Raw genomic sequence first — 17,786 nt, 5'->3', positions numbered from 1 at the left:
AGCGTTATGTGATGCGTTACAACAACGTCAGGCTCCATAGCTACAACGGCTACCGGTCGCCGGTAGCCATGGAGAAACTGGCGGCGTGAAACCTTAACTGGTGTCCAGAATTACTTGACCAGTTCAAGCTCGCTCCCACAGGGGGCTCCCACAAGGGGACTAGCAGCGTCATTGGAAGGTGGTTTCAGCAAAACAGATCAACCCACGGATCCATGGCCTAAGCTTGATTGCAGGCCCATGTTCATCGAGCACCTCGATGGGCAATCGGCACCCATAAAAACAATGCAATCAGGAGATGCCCATGTCCGCTTTGATCCGTCGTTTCAGTCGCTGCATGGCTGCTGGTTTGACCGCTGCCGTGCTGGTCGCACCCGCCTTCGCGCTGGATACCGTGAAATTCATGGCCCCGGGTTCGGTGGGCGGTGGTTACGACCAGACCGCCCGGGTGCTGGGCAAGGCCATGGTCGAAGCCAATGCGGCCAAAGCCGTCACCTTCGAGAACAAGGGCGGGGCGGGCGGAACCCTGGGCCTGGCGCAATTTGCCAACAGCACCAAGGGTGACCCGAACGCATTGCTGGTGGTCGGCGCGATCATGGTCGCGGGCATCGAACAGAACAAACCGCAGATCAGCCTGAAGGATGTGACGCCGATTGCGCGGCTGTTCACCGAGTACAACGTGATCGCCGTGCGCAAGGAGTCCGAGTTCAAGACCCTCGATGACCTGATCAAGGCCTTCAAGGCCAATCCGACGAGCATCACCTGGGGCGGTGGCTCCAAGGGCTCGGTGGATCACATCGGCATCGCCGAGCTGGCGGGCAAGCTGGACGTGCCGGTCAACAAGGTGAATTACGTGGCCTTCGGCGGCGGTGGCGAGGTGGTTGCCCAAGCGCTGGGCGGCCAGCTCAAGGTGATCACCGGCGGTTACGCCGAGCTTGGCCAGTACATCAAGAACGGTCAGTTCCGTGTCCTGGCCATCGGCGCGCCGGAGCGCGTTCCCGGCATTGAGGCACCGACCCTCAAGGAGAGCGGCTATGACGTGACGATCGGCAACTGGCGCGGCGTTTACGGTGCCGCAGGCCTCACCCCGCAGCAGCGTAAAGAGGTGATCGACGCGGTCGTGGCCGCCACCAACAGCAAGGTCTGGCAGGACAATATCCAGACCAACGCCTGGACGCCCAGCGTGCTGACCGGCGATGAGTTCGGCAAATTCGTCGAGCAAGAACACGTGCGGTTGCGCGCCATGCTGGTCAAGGTCGGGCTGATTTGAAATGGCCACACTGCGCGCAGTGGTGCCGACGCAATTGGCGGTCGGCATCGGCCTGATCGCCATCAGCGTCGTGCTGGCGATTGGCGCCTACGGTTTTCCGCCGGAAATGGGTTTCGTCATACTGCCGGCGTACGTTTATCCCTATGTCGTGGCAGGGTTTCTGGGCGCAGTAGGGCTGCTGCTGGGGTATCAGGCCATCAGTGGCGGTTTTCGCGAACTGGATAACGATGCGGCTACGGTGCCCGGTGGAAAAGCCGGTGCGGCCTGGGTGACCGCGGGGCTTGTCGGGGTGGCGGTGCTGATCAACCTGATCGGCTTTGTGCTGGCCGCCGGGTTGCTGTTTGCCTGTTCGGCGCGGGGTTTTGGCAGCCGTCATCCCGTGCGGGACCTGGCCATCGGCATAGCCTTGACCCTGCCGATCTACTGGCTGTTCAACGCCGGGCTGGGGGTGTCCCTGCCGTCGCTGATCAACATCTGGCTTTGAAAGGAGATCGACACCGTGGACATTCTTTCAAGCCTGGCGACGGGTTTTGCCGCAGCGCTGACGCCGATCAATCTGATGTGGGGGTTCATTGGCTGTCTGCTCGGCACCGCCATCGGCGTGTTGCCGGGGATCGGCCCGGCGCTGACGGTGGCCCTGTTGTTGCCGATTACCGCCAAGGTCGACCCCACCGGCGCCTTGATCATGTTCGCCGGTATCTACTACGGTGCGCAGTTCGGCGGTTCCACCACTTCGATCCTGCTCAACACCCCCGGCGAGTCGTCGTCCATGGTCACGGCCCTGGAAGGCAACCTGATGGCGCGCAACGGCCGGGCGGGACCTGCGCTGGCAACGGCGGCGATAGGCTCATTCGTCGCCGGCACCATCGCCACGATTTTGCTGACGCTGTTTGCGCCCATCGTGGCCAGGCTGGCCCTGAATTTCGGCCCGACCGAGTATTTCGCGATCCTGGTGTTGTCGTTCACCACCGTGTCGGCGGTGCTTGGCGCTTCGATGCTGCGTGGGTTTGCCTCGCTGGGCGTCGGGTTGACCATCGGTTTGATCGGCCTGGACTCGACCTCGGGCATTGCCCGCTACACCTTGGGCGTTCCTGAACTGGTGGACGGTATCGAGGTGGTGCTGGTGGCGGTCGGCTTGTTCGCGGTGGGCGAGGCCTTGTACAGCTTGCTCTATCAAGCCGAAGCAAACGAAGGACGGCATCGTCTGACCTCAATGTGGATGACCCGTGCCGACTGGAAACGCTCGGTGCCGGCATGGCTGCGGGGCACGCTGATCGGTTTTCCGTTTGGTTCGATTCCGGCCGGTGGCGCCGAGATTCCGACCTTCCTGTCCTATTCCACCGAACGCAAACTCAGCAAGTTTCCCAAGGAGTTTTCCGCCAACAAGGGCGAGGGCGCCATCGAAGGCGTCGCGGGCCCGGAAGCGGCCAACAATGCCAGCGCGACAGGGTCCCTGGTGCCGTTGCTGACCCTGGGTATCCCGACGTCCGCCACCGCTGCGATCCTCTTGGCGGCGTTCCAGAACTACAACCTGCAACCGGGGCCGATGCTGTTCGAAACCTCCGCCGACCTGGTCTGGACGCTGGTGGCCTCGCTGTATATCGGCAACGTGATTCTGCTGGTGTTGAACCTGCCGCTGGTGGGGTTGTGGGTCAAGCTGCTGCAAATCCCCCGGCCGTACCTGAATGCCGGCATCCTCGTGTTTGCCACTATCGGCGTGTACGGCATGCGTCACTCATCCTTCGACCTGATCCTGATGTTGGCCATCGGCTGGGGCGGGGTGCTGATGCGGCGGTTCGACTTCCCCGTCGCCCCGGTGATCGTCGGCATGCTGCTGGGGCCGATGGCCGAGAAACAACTGCGTAACGCCCTGTCCATCAGCCAGGGCGACTGGACGGTGTTCGTCACGCAACCGATCTCGGCGTTCTTCCTCGCCCTGACGCTGCTGGTACTGGTGGTGCCCCATGTGCTGCATAAGCGCGGGATCAAGTTGCATGAGGATGATTGAGTCCTGCGGATACCTGGCAGCCGAATGCATACCTGTGGGAGCTCGCTCCCACAGGGGCTTGCAGTGGACCAAGTGGAAAACCAATACCTGGCCGGCTCAGGCCAGCATCGACATCAACCCACCCTGACGATCCAGTTTGGCCAGGTCGTCGAAGCCGCCGATGTGCGTGTCGCCGATGAAAATCTGCGGCACGCTGCGGCGGTTGCTGCGGCTGAGCATTTCCTCGAATTTGCCTTGCTCGCGCTGAATATTGATCTCCTGCATCGCCACGCCTTTGCTCGCCAGCAAGGCCTTGGCGTTGCGGCAGTAAGGGCAGGTGTCGGTGGTGTACAAGGTCACGGTGTTCATGGTGGGTACTCCGTCGTTCAAGTCATTCAGGCGTCGATGGCCGGGAAGTCGATGTCGGTCAGCGCCGTGTTGTTCAGGTAGTTGGTCAACGTCTGCGAAGCCACGTGGGCGATCACTTCGATGATCTTGCCGTCGTCGATGCCGGCAGCACGGGCCGCGGCAATCTGTTCGACCGTCAGGTGCCCACGGCTTTCGGTGACCTGGCGGGCGAGGGTGGCATAAGCGTTGAGGTCACCCTGACGCGCACTGAGGATCTCCTGGCCCGACAGCCCGGCCTTGCCGGCGAACAGCGTGTGAGCCGCCAGGCAGTAGTCGCAGCCGTTGACCTGTGAGGTGGCAAGGAACACCGCTTCTTTTTCCTTGGCACTCAGGGACGTCTTGCCCAGTGCGGCCGAGTTTTGCAGGTACGACGCCAGCACCGCCGGGGCGTGGGCCAGTACTTTGAAGAGGTTGGGCAGAAAGCCGATTTTCTTCTGCACGCCTTCCAGCAGCGGGCGGGTGGCGTCGGTGGCGTGTTCAAGGCTGATCGGGGCAATGCGGGTCATGGTGATACTCCGTGGTGTGAAGCGCGGTATGCGCTGGGTACGGAGTTGATGTTAGGGACAGTGCCTGGCCTTTTGGGTGCAAATCGTCGAGGATATGCGACAGATCGTCCAAAACCGCCTTCGGGAGCCTTGTCATGGATCGCTTGTCCACGTTGCTCACGCACTTCGGCGTCAATGCCGGCACCTTTCACAGTGGCACATTTTGCGGCACCACCGCCTACGACGGCCAACAGGCCAGCGGCCATTTGCACCTGCTTCAGGCGGGCGAGTTGCGACTCAAGTTGGGTGATCAGCCGGATCTGCAATTGACCGAACCGAGCCTGATCTTTTTCCCCCGGCCCTATCGTCATCGCCTGTTCGCGTCTGATGCCGCCGGCACGCAACTGGTCTGCGCAACCCTGGATTTCGACGGCGGTGCGGGCAATGCCCTGGCAGCGGCGCTGCCGGATTATCTGGTGCTCAAACTCGATGAAATCCCGACCCTGGCCGGGACCCTGGAATGGCTGTTCAACGAGGCGTTTGATGGTACGTGCGGACGCGAAGCGGTGATGGATCGCCTGTTCGAACTGCTGGTGATCCTGTTGCTGCGGCACATCCTGAGCACCACGGGCCAGCAACCGGGCATGATGGCCGGCCTTGCCGATGCACGCCTGGCACGGCCCCTGAGCCTGATGCACGAAACCCCGGCCAAAGCCTGGAGCGTGGCCGAACTCTCGGTCGCCGCCAACATGTCGCGGGCCAGTTTCGCCGAACATTTTCGTCGGGTGGTCGGGCAGACGCCGGTGGATTACCTGGTGAGCTGGCGCATCAGCCTGGCGCAGAAGCGCCTGCGCGAGGGCCGGCCGATTGCGTTGATTGCCGAGGAAGTCGGTTACGAAAGCCCCTCGGCGCTGGCCCGGGCGTTTCGGCGCAAGACCGGGCTCAGTCCCAGGGAGTGGAAAGGCAGTTGATTCACCCGAAACCCCTGTAGGAGCGAGCTTGCTCGCGATGGTCGCTAACGATTACGCGTGTTACCTGAATAAACGCGGTGCATTTACGTCCATCGCGAGCAAGCTCGCTCCTACAGGGGATGTTGGCTTACGAACTCATCAGAACTTGAACGCCTGCCGTCCTACCAACAGCCATTTGCCGTCCTGCTTTTGCCAGATCTGGAAGTTCTCGATTTCCGTCGGCACCACTTCAGTGCCTTTGAGCGCCTGCGCCGAGAAGTGGTGACGGACCAGCGCGACATCGCCGGAGACGGTAATGGTCTGGTTTTGCATTTCCAGGGTCTTGAAGGCGCTTTTGCCGGTTTCGATATCGGCGATGAAGGCCTGCTTGTCCTGGATCTTGCCGCTGGAATGCCCGTAGGTCAGGTTCTCGGCGGTCAAGGCGTTCAGTTCCGGGATGTCTTTGTGCAGCATGGCCTGGGTCAGATGGTCGACCGCCTGGGCCACGTCTTTGTCCGCGGCAGCCGGGGCAGCGGCGACGTAGCCGCTGAACAGGCACAGAAAACCGATCAGCACTTTTGCTTTTTTCATGGGTGTTTCCTTGTTGTTGTAGGGATGGCGCGACGACTGGATCAATGATTTGTCAGTCATCGTACAACCTAGCATGAGATGGAGGAAAAAAGCGAACTTGCCTGGCACCCTTGCCTCGAAGTTAAAAGGGCGATGTCCTGACTTCGAGGTAGTGCGCCATGCAGCCTGACCCGCGTTTACGGCACGACCTGACGTTGCTGATGGTGTTTCTGCTGATTGTCGTGGTGTCGGGTTTTTCTCCCCGCAGCCGGGTGGACTGGGCGTTGGAAAACCTGCTGGTGCTATTGCTGGTGGGGACGCTGGTGGCGGTTTCTCGCTGGTTCCGCTTGTCGGCGGCGTCCATCACGCTGGTGTTTGCCTTTCTGTGCGTCCATGAACTGGGCGCTCATTACACCTATTCCCTGGTGCCTTACGAACACTGGTCTTCGGCGTGGTTGGGCTTGAGTTTCGACCAAGCGTCCGGTGTTCACCGCAATCACTACGACCGACTGGTGCATTTCAGCTACGGGCTGCTGCTGGTTTACCCGGTGCGCGAAGTATTGTGGCGCCTGACGCGTTTGCGCGGGTTCTGGCTGTTTTTCGTGACCCTGAACGTCATGCTGTCGACGTCTGCGGTGTATGAACTGGTGGAGTGGTTCGGCGGGGCCTTTCTGGGCAATGACACGGCGAATGCCTTTGTCGGCGCACAAAACGACCCTTGGGATTCGCAAAAGGACATGGCCGTCGCGGTGGTCGGTGCGTTTGCCACTCTGTTGCTGATGTCCCTGCGCGGCAGGGTGCAGAAACAAGCGATGACGACCGCAAGGTGATCGGGCAGACGGCTTCGGCGGGGCAACTTTCGTGGTCGGTGGTTCGGTTCAGGCTTTGAGGTAGAGGTTGCCTGTCAGACAACGCAGGACCAGCACCCTAAAGATACTTATCCGTCACAGCCCCTTCCGAAGCACTGGACACCGTCTTCGCATACTTGGCCAGCACCCCGCGCTTGTATTTCGATTCCGGACGCACCCAACGGCTCTTGCGTTCGGCCAGGTCCGCAACAGACACATCAACGGTAATCTGCCGTGTCTCAGCATCAATGATGATCCTGTCGCCATTTTCGACCAGCGCAATCGGCCCGCCCTCAAAGGCTTCCGGCGTGATGTGACCGACCACGAAACCGTGGGAGCCGCCGGAGAAGCGCCCGTCGGTGATCAGCGCCACCTCCTTGCCGAGGCCCTTGCCCATGACCGCCGACGTCGGCGAGAGCATTTCGCGCATGCCCGGCCCGCCCTTGGGGCCTTCATAGCGGATCACGATCACCTCGCCGGGCTGCACTTCGCCATTGAGAATGCCGGCCAGCGCACCTTCCTCACCGTGATAGACCCGGGCCGTGCCTTCGAAGCGCAGGCCTTCCTTGCCGGTGATCTTGGCCACGGCGCCGCCGGGCGAGAGGTTGCCGCGCAGAATGACCAGGTGCGAGTCCTTTTTGATCGGCTGGTCGAACGGCCGGATCACGTCCTGGCCGGCCGGGTAGTCGGGCACGCTGGCGAGGTTTTGCGCCAGGGTCTGGCCGGTGACGGTCAGCACATCGCCGTGCAACATGCCGGCATCGAGCATGCGTTTCATCAGCGGTTGAATGCCGCCGATGGCCACCAGTTCGCTCATCATGTATTTGCCGCTGGGGCGCAGGTCGGCGACCACCGGGGAAATCTTGCCCAGCTCGACGAAGTCATCCAGGGTCAGTTCGACATCCACCGCATTGGCCATGGCCAGCAGATGCAGCACGGCATTGGTCGAGCCAGCGAGGGCGATCACCACGCGAATGGCGTTCTCGAAGGCTTTGCGGGTCATGATGTCGCGCGGCTTGAGGTCGAGCTTGAGCAGCTCCATGACCTGCTGGCCGGCGCGGAAGCTGTCCGAGGCCTTGTCGCGGCCAATGGCGTCCTGGGAGCTGGAACCGGGCAGGCTCATGCCCAAGGCTTCGATGGCCGAGGCCATGGTGTTGGCGGTGTACATGCCGCCACAGGAACCGGGACCTGGAATCGCCACTTCCTCGATCTGCTTGACCTGAATCTCGTTGATGTCGCCCCGGGCGTGCTGGCCCACGGCCTCGAACACGGAAATGATGTCGGTATGCCCGGCACCCGGCTGGATGGTGCCGCCGTAGACAAAGATCGACGGGCGATTGAGCCGCGCCATGCCGATCAGGCACCCCGGCATGTTCTTGTCGCAGCCGCCGATGGTCACCAGGCCGTCGAATCCCTCGCAACCGGCCACCACTTCAATGGAGTCGGCGATCACCTCGCGGGACACCAGCGAATACTTCATGCCTTCGGTGCCGTTGGCGATGCCGTCGGAAATGGTGATGGTGTTGAAGATCACGCCCTTGGCGCCCGCGGCATTCGCGCCTTTTTCGGCTTCGAGCGCCAGCTTGTCGATGTGCATGTTGCAGGGCGTGACCATGGCCCAGGTCGAGGCGATGCCGACCTGCGGTTTCTGGAAGTCTGCATCGGTAAAGCCCACGGCCCGCAGCATGGCACGTGCCGGTGCGGCTTCCACGCCGTCGATGACGTGGGATGAGTATTTGCGCAGATCGTCTTTATCGCTCATGACAACTCCTCAAGGCCTCACCAGGGAAACCCGGTGAGTATAGTCCCCCCCACCGCTGCTACCCGCTGACGTTCGGCCTGTAGGAGCTGCGGTGCGGCGATCCGACTTGCCAGCGAAGACGCCCGAAAGGTCAATGCACGACTCAAGACCGCCTTCGTCGGCAAGCCGGCTCCTACAGATCCATCAGTGCCCGGACCAACCAGTCTGGAACAGACGCGCGGGTAAGCCTTGTCGTGATATTCTGCGCGCCAACTTGGTTTGACCTATTCAGTTTGCATGTCCTCAAGACGTGCCGACGGAATCACTGTCGCTCAAGTAGCTGAAGCCAATAACGATAAAAAGTCAGTTCAGAAGGGACATTAAATTGGGGTCGACGCGGTTCGTCGGCCTTGTGTGCCCACCCTGCAATCCTTGAGTGCCGCATCCGTGACTGCCGTGAAACATGGGGCTGTGCGCGTGAGGATGGAAGGGCGGATGGCGTTTTATCATAGGTGCTACAGATGTTTAAGAAAGTGAACACGGCCCTGCTGGGGCTGGCTTTGTCGATGGGGATGATTTCCGTCCACGCGCAAGAGACAAAGAAAGTCGATGTGCTGCTGATTGGCGGCGGCATCATGAGCGCGACCCTGGGTGTGTGGCTCAATGAGCTGGAACCTGGCATGTCGATGGAAATGGTCGAGCGCCTCGACGGCGTCGCCCAGGAAAGCTCCAACGGCTGGAACAACGCCGGTACCGGTCACTCCGCCCTGGCCGAGCTGAACTACACCCCGGAAGACGACAAGGGCAACGTCCAGATCGCCAAAGCCGTTGAAATCAACGAAGCCTTTCAGATCTCCCGTCAGTTCTGGGCCTGGCAGGTTCAGCAAGGCGTGCTGAAGAACCCGCGTTCGTTCATCAACTCCACGCCGCACATGAGCTTCGTGTGGGGCGATGACAACATCAAGTTCCTGAAAAAACGCTACGACGCCCTGCAGGCGAGCCCGCTGTTCGCCGGCATGCAGTACTCCGAAGACCCGGCTGTGATCAAGCAGTGGGTGCCGCTGATGATGGAAGGGCGCGACCCGAACCAGAAAGTCGCGGCCACCTGGAGCCAGCTCGGCAACGATATGAACTTTGGCGAAATCACCCGCCAGTTCGTCGCGCACCTGCAAACCACGCCGAAGTTCGACCTGAAGCTGTCCAGCGAAGTGCAGGACATCACCAGGAACGAAGACGGCAGCTGGCGCGTCAGCTACAAGAACCTCAAAGACGGCAGCAAGACCGAAACCGACGCCAAGTTCGTGTTCATCGGCGCCGGCGGCGGTGCCCTGCACCTGCTGCAGAAGTCCGGCATTCCTGAAGCCCGTGAATACGCAGGCTTCCCGGTAGGCGGCTCGTTCCTGGTAACCGATAACCCGACCATCGCCGAACAACACTTGGCCAAGGCCTACGGCAAGGCTTCGGTGGGCGCACCGCCGATGTCGGTTCCACACCTGGACACCCGCGTGCTGGACGGCAAGCGCGTGATCCTGTTTGGCCCATTCGCGACCTTCAGCACCAAGTTCCTCAAGGAAGGTTCGTACCTGGACCTGCTGACCACCACGACCACGCACAACGTGTGGCCAATGACCAAGGTCGGCATCAAGGAATACCCGCTGGTCGAGTACCTGGCAGGCCAGTTGATGCTGTCTGACGAAGACCGCATGAACGCCCTGAAAGAATACTTCCCGAACGCCAAGGCCGAAGACTGGCGCCTGTGGCAAGCCGGCCAGCGCGTGCAGATCATCAAGCGTGACGAAGCCGCCGGTGGCGTGCTGAAACTGGGCACCGAAATCGTCGCTTCGCAAGACGGCAGCATCGCCGGCCTGCTGGGCGCTTCGCCAGGTGCTTCGACCGCCGCACCGATCATGCTGACCGTGCTGCAGAAAGTGTTCAAGGACAAGGTCGCGACCCCTGAGTGGCAGGCCAAACTGCACCAGATCGTACCGAGCTACGGCACCCAGCTGAACAACAGCCCTGAGAAAGTGGCTGAAGAGTGGGCCTACACCGCCAAGGTGTTGCAGCTGACTCCGCCACCAGCGGTGATCGCACCGGCTGTGAAGCCAGTGACTGTCGACACTGCTGTAAAAGCGCCGAAGGCGAATGCTGCGAGTGATATGGCTCTGTAATCAGAGACCGGATCAAAAAAAGCCCACTGAACCGGCGACGGTCAGTGGGCTTTTTTTGTATTTGGTGTCAGTGAAGAGTGTTTGCGAGAAGCTAGGCTAGCGCTTTGCTATGCGTCTTTAGCGGCTAACTAGGGTTGCACTTCACAACCCGCCTCGCTAACCTTCGCCCCGTCGCTGCCAATTCAGCGAACGGGTGTGGTAGCCCGGTTTCTTCATAGACCCAGAACGCCTCAGGGCGTTTTTTTGTGCTGGCTGCTTTGTGGCGGCTGTGCATGGGAGGCTTCGGCCTGCCGGGTTTCTATGACCGGTCTACCACCCTGTGTACAGCCGTCTCCCTATTTTGCGTGGTAGCGAATGGAGAGATGCTCACTTCATAGGAGCTTCACAATGATAAAACCAACTCCGAATCCTCCTGATACGGACGCGCAGATAGACGTCGATTCCGAGTCCACATCTCGCAAGCCCCAAATGGCCAAGCGCCGTCCCAACCCCATCTTCACCATCGCCCCCAACGTCAACAACGAAACCCTCCTGGCTCATGCCTGCGAAACCCTTGCCTCGGCCAGTGTCATGGCCAGTGAACTGGCGTTTATCCTCTCTGGCCCAAAATGCAATTTGGCGCTGGGGATTCAGCAGATGATTGCCTTGGCGGAGCTATCGGTGAACCGCGTGCTGGATCAGGTAGATCCGCAGTAGCAGGCGAGGGCGGTTTTGGCCTGATGTGACAAAGCCCACTGAGCCGGCGATGGTCAGTGGGCTTTTTGTAGGCGACAACAAAGACATCGTTTCGAACAAGGCCTCTCTATGCCGTAATGCTGTTCACTTATATGCGTGTCTTCAGTCTGAGAGAAACCCGTGGCGAGGGAGCTTGCTCCCGCTTGAGTGCGTAGCACTCACAAAAACGGCATTGTTGTCACATTTTTGGGGCCGCTACGCAGCCCAGCGGGAGCAAGCTCCCTCGCCACAAAAGCAGGTGTGCCTGAAGCACCGCGCTTAAGTGAACAGCATTATCTCTATGCCGCACGTTTCGGCAGCCCCTGTCATCAATTGCCAAGTCACTGTCGCTCAATGTGAAGCAACCCGCTTGCACGTGACGATACTGGTTTGCTTTCCGAAGTCGAACCGTATAGCGAAACCGCATTGGCACATGAAGTCCTGCCCCACTATTCTGAAGAGGGACTGTCAGTTGCATCTCAATAAAACAATCAGAGAGAGCGCAAAATGAAGTTCAGTTTTCTAGACACCAGCCAGCCGAGCCGCCGGCGGGTTTTACGCGATGCCTTCACTCTGGCTGTGGCGGCCTCGCCGTTGGCAAGCCTCGCCAGGGCGGCCGACGAAAACGCCGAAGAAGTGACCTTTGCCGCTGGCCCGCGACCGCTGGTGCAATTCCCGCAAAAACGCCCGTTGACTCTGGTGACCACGCGCCCGCCGCATCTGGAGACGCCGTTCTCGGTGTTCAACGAAGGGCCGATCACCCCCAATGACGCGTTTTTCGTGCGTTATCACCTGGCCGATTTCCCGACCAGCATCGATCCCGACAGCTACCGCCTGACGATCAAGGGCACGGTCGACACGCCGCTGTCGCTTTCCCTCGCCGAGCTCAAGGCCCTTGCCGCACCGGTAGAGGTGGTGGCCGTCAATCAGTGTTCGGGCAACAGCCGTGGTTTTTCGATGCCGCGGGTGTTCGGCGCCCAGTTGGGCAATGGCTCGATGGGCAATGCGCGCTGGGTGGGGGTGCCGCTCAAGGCGGTATTGGAAAAGGCCGGTGTGAAAGCGAGCGCCGCGCAAGTGACCTTCCGTGGGCTGGATAAACCGGTGTTGCCGAGCACGCCGGCGTTCATCAAGGCGCTGGACATCAGCCACGCCATGGACGGTGAGCCGATGATTGCCTGGTCGATGAATGGCACCGACCTGCCATTTCTCAACGGCTACCCGATTCGTCTGGTGGTGCCGGGCTATTTCGGCACGTATTGGGTCAAGCACCTGAGTGAGATCGAGGTCATCGACCATACCTACGACGGTTTCTTCATGGCCAAGGCGTACCGGGTTCCGGATAACGATTGCTCCTGCATTGCCCCCGGCACCACGGCGGCGAAAACCCGGCCGATTTCCAGGCTGGCGGTGCGCAGTTTCATCACCAGCGTTAAACACGGCGATGTATTGCCGCTGAACAAAAGCGTGGTGCTCAAGGGCATTGCGTTCGACGGTGGTGTTGGGGTCAACAAGGTGGAGGTGTCGATCGACGGCGGAAAAACCTGGCGCGAAGCTGCGCTTGGGCAGGACCTTGGCCGTTTCTCCTTCCGTGAGTGGACACTGCCGATCAGCTTTACCAGCAAGGGCGCCACGCCGTTGATGGTGCGTGCCAGCAACAGTGCGGGCGAGACGCAGCCGCCGCAGGCCGACTGGAACCCTGGTGGTTATCGCCGCCATGTCGTCGAAACCACCCACGTGACTGTCGCCTGAGGAGGACCGCATGAAACTTGTGAAACTCATGAGCGCCGTGCTGTGTGCGGTTCAGGTTGGTCTGGTCAGCATGGCTGGTGCAGCGCCACTGTCGATCACCTTGCCGCCCGAAACGGTGGCGCTCAAGCCCAGTACGCTGCCGGGCTACCCATTGGCGCAGCAGAAGTGTTCGATCTGCCATTCGGCCGATTACATCAACTTCCAGCCGCCTGGCATGAGCCTGGCGCAATGGACGGCTGAAGCCGGCAAGATGCAGCAGGTGTACGGTGCGCCGATCAGCGACCAGGAGGTGAAAGTGATCGGCGCCTATCTGGCGGTGACCTACGGCAGTGCCCAGGCGAGCGATGCCGATGTTCAGGCAGCCTCGAACCCGCTGGCGGGCCAGCCACCGACGGTGTCGGTAGCGAAAGTCGCCTCGGCCTTGCTCCAGGACAACGCCTGCCTGTCCTGTCACGCGGTCGACCGCAAGGTCGTCGGCCCGGCCTATCGCGATGTGGCGGTCAAGTATGCCAATGACCCGCAGGCACTGGCCCGGGTAATGTCGAGCATTCAGCACGGCGGTAGCGGCAAGTGGGGGGATGTGCCCATGCCACCGTTCGCGCAGTTGAGTTCGGACGACCTGAAGAGCCTGGCGACGTTCATCATGAAGCAGTGAATCAGCGTTAGCCTGATGCGAAAAAGCCCACTGAACCGGTAACGGTCAGTGGGCTTTTTTGGAAGCGCAGGATTGTCTAAGAGTTGGTTGCACTGAAGCGCTTGAGAATGTCCTGGTACATCTTGGTCCGCCGGTGATTCACGCCATATCCGCCTGCGGCAGCGACGGTGCCGGCCTGGACGTGGTCCAGGTACTTGAAGATTTTGCCGGGCGACAGAAACACGACCTTGTAGCCGAGCCCGATTACCCGGTCTTGCAGCTCATAACCGGGCACACGGTCGTCGATCTGAAAATGCAGACCCTGTTGCTTCATCAGCCTGCAATTCCATAGCGTGCAAAAGCTTTTCAAGTAAGTTTCTCTGTAGGGTTTCGGCTCTTTTGAGCGCAGGCCCAAAGACAGCTTCAAACGTCGGTAATGATGCTTGAGCAGGCGTGAAGTGAAGCGCCACAGGGTCCTTGGCAATCCGCGATTGAGTTGTTCCGTGCAGCCGACCGCGATGACTTCTCGATCTTTTGTGCAGTGGTCCATCATCATCGCGAAGACGTCTGCATCGAAGACGAACGTGTCGGTGTGCATCAGCAACAGAAAGTCGGTATCAACCCTGGCCAGTGCCATGTCCAGCGCCTTGCCATGGGCGATGTGGCCCGGCTCTTTGGTGGGCGCCTCCCGCTCGATCAGATTGATCCAGTCGAGTGTGCGCAAATACTCGATGCTGGCGTCCGCCGAACCGTTATCGACCACCCAGACCGGGATTGCGGCTTTGCGGGCAGGCTCGCGCAAAAGGTCCAGGCAGATCCTGGTCAAATCAAGGGTTTTGTAATTGACCAGAACGATGCTGAACGGTGGTTTGGCGTTTGTATCGACACTACCCATCTTCGAAATGCTCGACGACTTAAAAACGTCGAAGATTAACAGAGGCAACCTTAGCCCAAGCTTAATTTCACCAGGGCTATTGCTCGAATGTGCCTGTGCGCACCTCGCCACTGCGGATGTAACGGGCGATCAGCACCCCTCCGGGTGAGCTGACCGAGTTCAGCAAGGTGAAGGCCGACGCTTGTGCGGTGTCGTCGAACAAACGCTTGCCGCGCCCCAGCAGGACCGGATGAACCATCAGCCGCAACTCGTCCACCAGGCCGGCGGCAAGCAGTTGACGCACCAGTTCGCCGCTGCCTTGAGTCAGTAGCTGAGGACCGTCCTGGCGCTTGAGCGCGCTGATCGCGTCGACCAGGTTGCCCTGCAGCGCATGACTGTTCTGCCAGGCCAGCGAATCGGCGCGATGGGTGGCCACGTGCTTGGGTACGCCGTTGAACAGATCAGCAATAGTGTGGTGGGCAGAGTCGGCCTGAATGTGTGGCCAATAGGCGGCGAAGATGTCGTAGGTACGACGTCCCAGCAGCAACTCGAACGGCTGGGAGAACAAGTCCTGTACGGCCTGACCGGTGGTTTTGTCGGCGTAGGGGACGATCCAGCCACCGAAGCGGAATCCGCCACTGGTGTCCTCCTCAGGCCCGCCGGGCGCTTGCATGACGCCGTCCAGGCTCACGAACGCGGCAACGGTGAGAGTGCGCATGTTCTTCTCCTGATTCATCCGGGTGAAAGAGTTCGGGCAGGCAAGTCTGCAATCCCTTGAGACCATTGCCTGAAAGATAGTCGAACCGGACGCTGGGAAATCGACAACAGTGGGCGCGAATCTGACCGCGCAAGCCGTGTCGGGTACCCGCCGAAGAGGCGCGGGTTACCCGCTGCACACGCTCTGAGTGCCAGGTGTTCGTGTGTACCAGGGGCTCTGTAAGCGCAGCACCAACCCGTCGATCTGCGGCACCAGCAGATTGGCGGCCAGCACGGCGAAGCACAGACCATCGGCATAAAGCCCGAATTCGCGAATCAATTCAGTCACCGCTCCAATGGTCACGCCGAAGAGGATGCGACCGGCGCGTGTATCGGGACTGGTGACCGGATCGGTGGCGATGAAGAAGGCCGTGAAGAGATAGCCACCGAGACTGAGGTTGTACAGGCTTTCCTGCAGGTTATGACCGGCCGCCATGCACAGCAATACTGTGCTCGCGAGCATCGCCAGCGGAATCTCGATCCGGATTACCCGCAGGACTGCCAGCATCAAACCGCCGGCAATGTAGCCGTACCCCGACAGATTGGGGGTGATCAGTGTGAACTGGTTCTTGGCCAACTGGGTGGCGCCGGCGAACGCATCGAGGTTAAGGCGTGGCGCCAGTTGCAACTGTTGCAGAAGAACCGCCTTGGCATCCAGGGCGAGAGTCCAGGGGGCATAGTTCGAAGGTGCAGGGTACAGTTGCTGGTAGAAGCAGATAGCGATGATCCCCAGGCCAACCATGGCGGGGTTGAGGCGGTTGCGACCCAGGCCTCCACTGCCGTGTTTACACAGTGCGAGCGCGGCAAAACTGGCCAGGGCGATCATCCATAGCGGCACCAGCAGCGGCAATGCCCGAGCCAGTATCAGGCCCAGCACCAGCCAGCTCAGGTCGCTCAAGCCCTCGCGGACATTACGTCCGCGCAGGCGTAGCAGGCCGGCTTCGAAGCCCAGGGCGAGCAGCACGCACCAGAAGGTCTGCAACCAGACCACGATGCCAAATTGCCAGGCGTACAGGGCGGTGCCCGGCAGCAGACACAGGCTGACCAGCAGCATTATTGTGCGCAGTTGTCGGTGCGCGGTAGAACGGAATATCAGGCTCATGCACGTAGCTCCGTCTTGCTCTGGCGGAAACGTTCGCGCAGCGGCAGGTTGCTCGGGCAGGTGCTGCTGCAGCTGCCGCATTCGATACAGGCATCCAATCGCAGTTCCTGCAGGCTGGCCTTGTCATGGCGTTCGGCCGCAGCGTAGAGATCCAGCGGTCTGAGCGACATCGGGCAGACATCCACGCAGCGCGTACAGCGAATGCAGCTGCTTGCGGGCTGAGGTGCCGGCAAGTAGCGCTCGGCGCCGAATATCAGGCAACTACTGGTCTTGCTGATGACGGCAGTGGGGTCCGGTAACGGCTGTCCCATCATCGGCCCGCCGACCTGGGTCAACTGGCCTTCGGGGGCTGCGCCGGCAAGTGCGCGCAGTGCGCTGACCGGGTAACCCACCGGCACCAGGACATTCCCGGGGCGCTTGCAGTCCCCGGTCAGCGTCAGCACGCGTCTTACCAGTGGTTCGCCGTGGAAGACGGCCCGGCCCAGTGCGTAGAGCGTCGCGACATTCAGCGCCAGTACGCCGATATCGGCGGGCAGGGTCCCTGGCGCCAGATTGCGGCCACTAAGGGCCTTGATCATCAACGGCTGCCCTCCTGCCGGGTAACGCGCCGGTAGCGGCCATATATCGACCCGGGTGCGCGCCTGGCGAGCGGCGGCGCGCAACGCGGTAATCGCCTCAGGTTTGTTGGTTTCGATACCGAAGCGGGTCAGTGTTGTTCCCATCAGGGTGGCGACATAGTCGGCGTACTCGATCAGCGCCTCGGCACGTTCACGCATGAGACGGTCATCGCAGGTCAGGAAGGGCTCGCATTCGGCACCGTTGATCAGCAGAAGATCGGGCTGCCGGGCGCCGGCCAGCTTGAGGGCCGTCGGGAAACCCGCCCCGCCAAGACCGACGATGCCCATCTGCAATGCCCGTTCGACCAGCGCCTCGGGCGTTTGCGGTAGCCCCAACACCGGGCGTTCGATCCACTCATCCAGACCATCTGCGTTCAGAATGACGGCCATGACCGGCTCGGCCGAGTCGGCCGCGAAGGCGAGATCAATCCGTTCCACGATGCCGGAGGTGCTGGCATGCACCCAAGGGGTGTTGTCATCGCCAATACCGATCACCTCGCCCTTGCGCACATGCTGTCCCGGCTGCACGCAAGGCTGGACGGACCGGCGACCGCGCTCGAGCGGAATCGCCAGCTGTAGGTTTGCAATCGGGACCGAGGCAACCGGCGTGGCGTTGGATAATTCTTTGTAGCCCCTGAGCTCGATCCCTCCCTGCCAACTAAGCTGTGAGGGTGAGGCGATGGCCAGCAGGTTACGCCAGAAGGGTTTCTGTTGCGGCTGGCGCTGGGCGCGGACGCGGCTCTGCATGCGCTCGACGCTCTGCAACGAATGGTTAGACATTTTCTGTCCTCCAATTTTGGGGCAAAAAATACCCCTGTGCGCTAATGCACATAATGGTTTTTTTGCTTCCAGGACGTTGAGCGAAAAGGGAGGGGGACAATTGATCACCCCGCAACTCAGAGTGCCGTATGAAGGT

At 60.8% G+C, this 17,786-nt stretch carries 17 protein-coding genes; 9 read left to right on the top strand and 8 right to left on the bottom strand.

Annotated elements, in window-relative coordinates:
• The first annotated feature begins 301 nt into the window (after window positions 1-301).
• From KGA81_RS15875 to KGA81_RS15865, 3 genes are read left to right on the top strand one after another with little or no spacing between them, the layout of a single operon-like run.
• Window positions 302-1,267 (top strand): Bug family tripartite tricarboxylate transporter substrate binding protein, encoded by a 966-nt coding sequence (locus KGA81_RS15875; RefSeq protein ID WP_223547135.1) that lies wholly within the window; start codon window positions 302-304, stop codon window positions 1,265-1,267.
• A 1-nt stretch (window position 1,268) separates the two neighbouring features.
• Entirely contained in the window at window positions 1,269-1,751 is a 483-nt protein-coding gene (locus KGA81_RS15870; protein WP_223547134.1) for a tripartite tricarboxylate transporter TctB family protein, read from the top strand.
• A 15-nt stretch (window positions 1,752-1,766) separates the two neighbouring features.
• The gene (locus tag KGA81_RS15865; protein ID WP_223547133.1) at window positions 1,767-3,275 is read left to right on the top strand and encodes a tripartite tricarboxylate transporter permease; all 1,509 of its coding nucleotides are present in this window, start codon (window positions 1,767-1,769) and stop codon (window positions 3,273-3,275) included.
• Between the two features lie 96 nt (window positions 3,276-3,371).
• Here the strand turns inward: KGA81_RS15865 and grxC are convergent, their stop codons facing one another.
• On the bottom strand, window positions 3,372-3,623 hold the full coding sequence (gene grxC / locus KGA81_RS15860) for a glutaredoxin 3 (protein WP_223547132.1): 252 nt from the start codon (window positions 3,621-3,623) through the stop codon (window positions 3,372-3,374).
• A 26-nt stretch (window positions 3,624-3,649) separates the two neighbouring features.
• Window positions 3,650-4,168 (bottom strand): carboxymuconolactone decarboxylase family protein, encoded by a 519-nt coding sequence (locus KGA81_RS15855; protein ID WP_223547131.1) that lies wholly within the window; start codon window positions 4,166-4,168, stop codon window positions 3,650-3,652.
• Between the two features lie 134 nt (window positions 4,169-4,302).
• Here KGA81_RS15855 and KGA81_RS15850 point away from each other — a divergent pair, with 134 nt between their 5' ends.
• A complete protein-coding gene (locus KGA81_RS15850) occupies window positions 4,303-5,118 on the top strand; it encodes an AraC family transcriptional regulator (RefSeq protein ID WP_223547130.1) in 816 nt (271 codons plus the stop codon).
• A 138-nt stretch (window positions 5,119-5,256) separates the two neighbouring features.
• Here KGA81_RS15850 and KGA81_RS15845 read toward each other — a convergent pair whose 3' ends face one another.
• A complete protein-coding gene (locus KGA81_RS15845; RefSeq protein WP_223547129.1) occupies window positions 5,257-5,688 on the bottom strand; it encodes a nuclear transport factor 2 family protein in 432 nt (143 codons plus the stop codon).
• A 158-nt stretch (window positions 5,689-5,846) separates the two neighbouring features.
• Between KGA81_RS15845 and KGA81_RS15840 the strand changes: the two genes are divergently transcribed.
• Complete coding sequence (locus KGA81_RS15840; RefSeq protein WP_223547128.1) at window positions 5,847-6,497, top strand: DUF2238 domain-containing protein; 651 nt, start codon at window positions 5,847-5,849, stop codon at window positions 6,495-6,497.
• A 97-nt stretch (window positions 6,498-6,594) separates the two neighbouring features.
• Here KGA81_RS15840 and ilvD read toward each other — a convergent pair whose 3' ends face one another.
• Window positions 6,595-8,277, bottom strand: coding sequence for a dihydroxy-acid dehydratase (gene ilvD / locus KGA81_RS15835; protein ID WP_223547127.1), 1,683 nt, complete (start codon window positions 8,275-8,277; stop codon window positions 6,595-6,597).
• Between the two features lie 500 nt (window positions 8,278-8,777).
• Between ilvD and mqo the strand changes: the two genes are divergently transcribed.
• The 4 genes from mqo (at window position 8,778) to KGA81_RS15815 (ending at window position 13,542) form a co-directional block, all read left to right on the top strand.
• Window positions 8,778-10,424, top strand: a complete 1,647-nt coding sequence (gene mqo, locus KGA81_RS15830; RefSeq protein ID WP_223547126.1) for a malate dehydrogenase (quinone) — start codon at window positions 8,778-8,780, stop codon at window positions 10,422-10,424.
• A gap of 387 nt (window positions 10,425-10,811) precedes the next feature.
• A complete protein-coding gene (locus KGA81_RS15825) occupies window positions 10,812-11,120 on the top strand; it encodes a DUF6124 family protein (RefSeq protein WP_223547125.1) in 309 nt (102 codons plus the stop codon).
• 525 nt (window positions 11,121-11,645) lie between these two features.
• Window positions 11,646-12,887: a molybdopterin-dependent oxidoreductase gene (locus KGA81_RS15820; protein WP_223547124.1), complete on the top strand. Its 1,242-nt coding sequence runs from the start codon at window positions 11,646-11,648 to the stop codon at window positions 12,885-12,887.
• Window positions 12,888-12,897: 10 nt separating this feature from the next.
• Window positions 12,898-13,542: a c-type cytochrome gene (locus tag KGA81_RS15815; protein WP_223547123.1), complete on the top strand. Its 645-nt coding sequence runs from the start codon at window positions 12,898-12,900 to the stop codon at window positions 13,540-13,542.
• Window positions 13,543-13,618: 76 nt separating this feature from the next.
• Here the strand turns inward: KGA81_RS15815 and KGA81_RS15810 are convergent, their stop codons facing one another.
• The 4 genes from KGA81_RS15810 to rsxC all read right to left on the bottom strand — a co-directional run bounded on the left by KGA81_RS15810 (window position 13,619) and on the right by rsxC (window position 17,650).
• On the bottom strand, window positions 13,619-14,416 hold the full coding sequence (locus tag KGA81_RS15810) for a glycosyltransferase family 2 protein (protein WP_223547122.1): 798 nt from the start codon (window positions 14,414-14,416) through the stop codon (window positions 13,619-13,621).
• Window positions 14,417-14,492: 76 nt separating this feature from the next.
• On the bottom strand, window positions 14,493-15,113 hold the full coding sequence (locus KGA81_RS15805) for a dihydrofolate reductase family protein (protein ID WP_223547121.1): 621 nt from the start codon (window positions 15,111-15,113) through the stop codon (window positions 14,493-14,495).
• 165 nt (window positions 15,114-15,278) lie between these two features.
• A complete protein-coding gene (locus tag KGA81_RS15800; protein WP_223547120.1) occupies window positions 15,279-16,253 on the bottom strand; it encodes an RnfABCDGE type electron transport complex subunit D in 975 nt (324 codons plus the stop codon).
• Window positions 16,250-17,650 carry an electron transport complex subunit RsxC gene (gene rsxC / locus KGA81_RS15795; protein ID WP_223547119.1) on the bottom strand — a complete coding sequence of 467 codons (1,401 nt, stop codon included), beginning with the start codon at window positions 17,648-17,650 and terminating at the stop codon, window positions 16,250-16,252. The genes KGA81_RS15800 and rsxC overlap by 4 nt, the downstream gene beginning before the upstream one ends.
• Window positions 17,651-17,786: the final 136 nt, after the last annotated feature.

Source organism: Pseudomonas sp. A-B-19, assembly GCF_019947515.1.
Taxonomy (GTDB): domain Bacteria; phylum Pseudomonadota; class Gammaproteobacteria; order Pseudomonadales; family Pseudomonadaceae; genus Aquipseudomonas.
The sequence above is the reverse complement of the archived record's forward strand: the minus strand, read 5'-3'. Positions and strand labels throughout refer to the sequence as shown.

What these genes read in the sequence shown, in the direction of transcription:
- grxC (WP_223547132.1), bottom strand. Translation starts at nt 3,623, where the DNA reads ATGAACACCGTGACCTTGTACACCACCGACACCTGCCCTTACTGCCGC.
- KGA81_RS15840 (WP_223547128.1), top strand. Translation starts at nt 5,847, where the DNA reads ATGCAGCCTGACCCGCGTTTACGGCACGACCTGACGTTGCTGATGGTG.
- mqo (WP_223547126.1), top strand. Translation starts at nt 8,778, where the DNA reads ATGTTTAAGAAAGTGAACACGGCCCTGCTGGGGCTGGCTTTGTCGATG.
- KGA81_RS15810 (WP_223547122.1), bottom strand. Translation starts at nt 14,416, where the DNA reads ATGGGTAGTGTCGATACAAACGCCAAACCACCGTTCAGCATCGTTCTG.
- KGA81_RS15875 (WP_223547135.1), top strand. Translation starts at nt 302, where the DNA reads ATGTCCGCTTTGATCCGTCGTTTCAGTCGCTGCATGGCTGCTGGTTTG.
- ilvD (WP_223547127.1), bottom strand. Translation starts at nt 8,277, where the DNA reads ATGAGCGATAAAGACGATCTGCGCAAATACTCATCCCACGTCATCGAC.
- KGA81_RS15855 (WP_223547131.1), bottom strand. Translation starts at nt 4,168, where the DNA reads ATGACCCGCATTGCCCCGATCAGCCTTGAACACGCCACCGACGCCACC.
- KGA81_RS15820 (WP_223547124.1), top strand. Translation starts at nt 11,646, where the DNA reads ATGAAGTTCAGTTTTCTAGACACCAGCCAGCCGAGCCGCCGGCGGGTT.
- KGA81_RS15815 (WP_223547123.1), top strand. Translation starts at nt 12,898, where the DNA reads ATGAAACTTGTGAAACTCATGAGCGCCGTGCTGTGTGCGGTTCAGGTT.
- KGA81_RS15800 (WP_223547120.1), bottom strand. Translation starts at nt 16,253, where the DNA reads ATGAGCCTGATATTCCGTTCTACCGCGCACCGACAACTGCGCACAATA.
- KGA81_RS15825 (WP_223547125.1), top strand. Translation starts at nt 10,812, where the DNA reads ATGATAAAACCAACTCCGAATCCTCCTGATACGGACGCGCAGATAGAC.
- KGA81_RS15845 (WP_223547129.1), bottom strand. Translation starts at nt 5,688, where the DNA reads ATGAAAAAAGCAAAAGTGCTGATCGGTTTTCTGTGCCTGTTCAGCGGC.
- KGA81_RS15850 (WP_223547130.1), top strand. Translation starts at nt 4,303, where the DNA reads ATGGATCGCTTGTCCACGTTGCTCACGCACTTCGGCGTCAATGCCGGC.
- rsxC (WP_223547119.1), bottom strand. Translation starts at nt 17,650, where the DNA reads ATGTCTAACCATTCGTTGCAGAGCGTCGAGCGCATGCAGAGCCGCGTC.
- KGA81_RS15870 (WP_223547134.1), top strand. Translation starts at nt 1,269, where the DNA reads ATGGCCACACTGCGCGCAGTGGTGCCGACGCAATTGGCGGTCGGCATC.
- KGA81_RS15805 (WP_223547121.1), bottom strand. Translation starts at nt 15,113, where the DNA reads ATGCGCACTCTCACCGTTGCCGCGTTCGTGAGCCTGGACGGCGTCATG.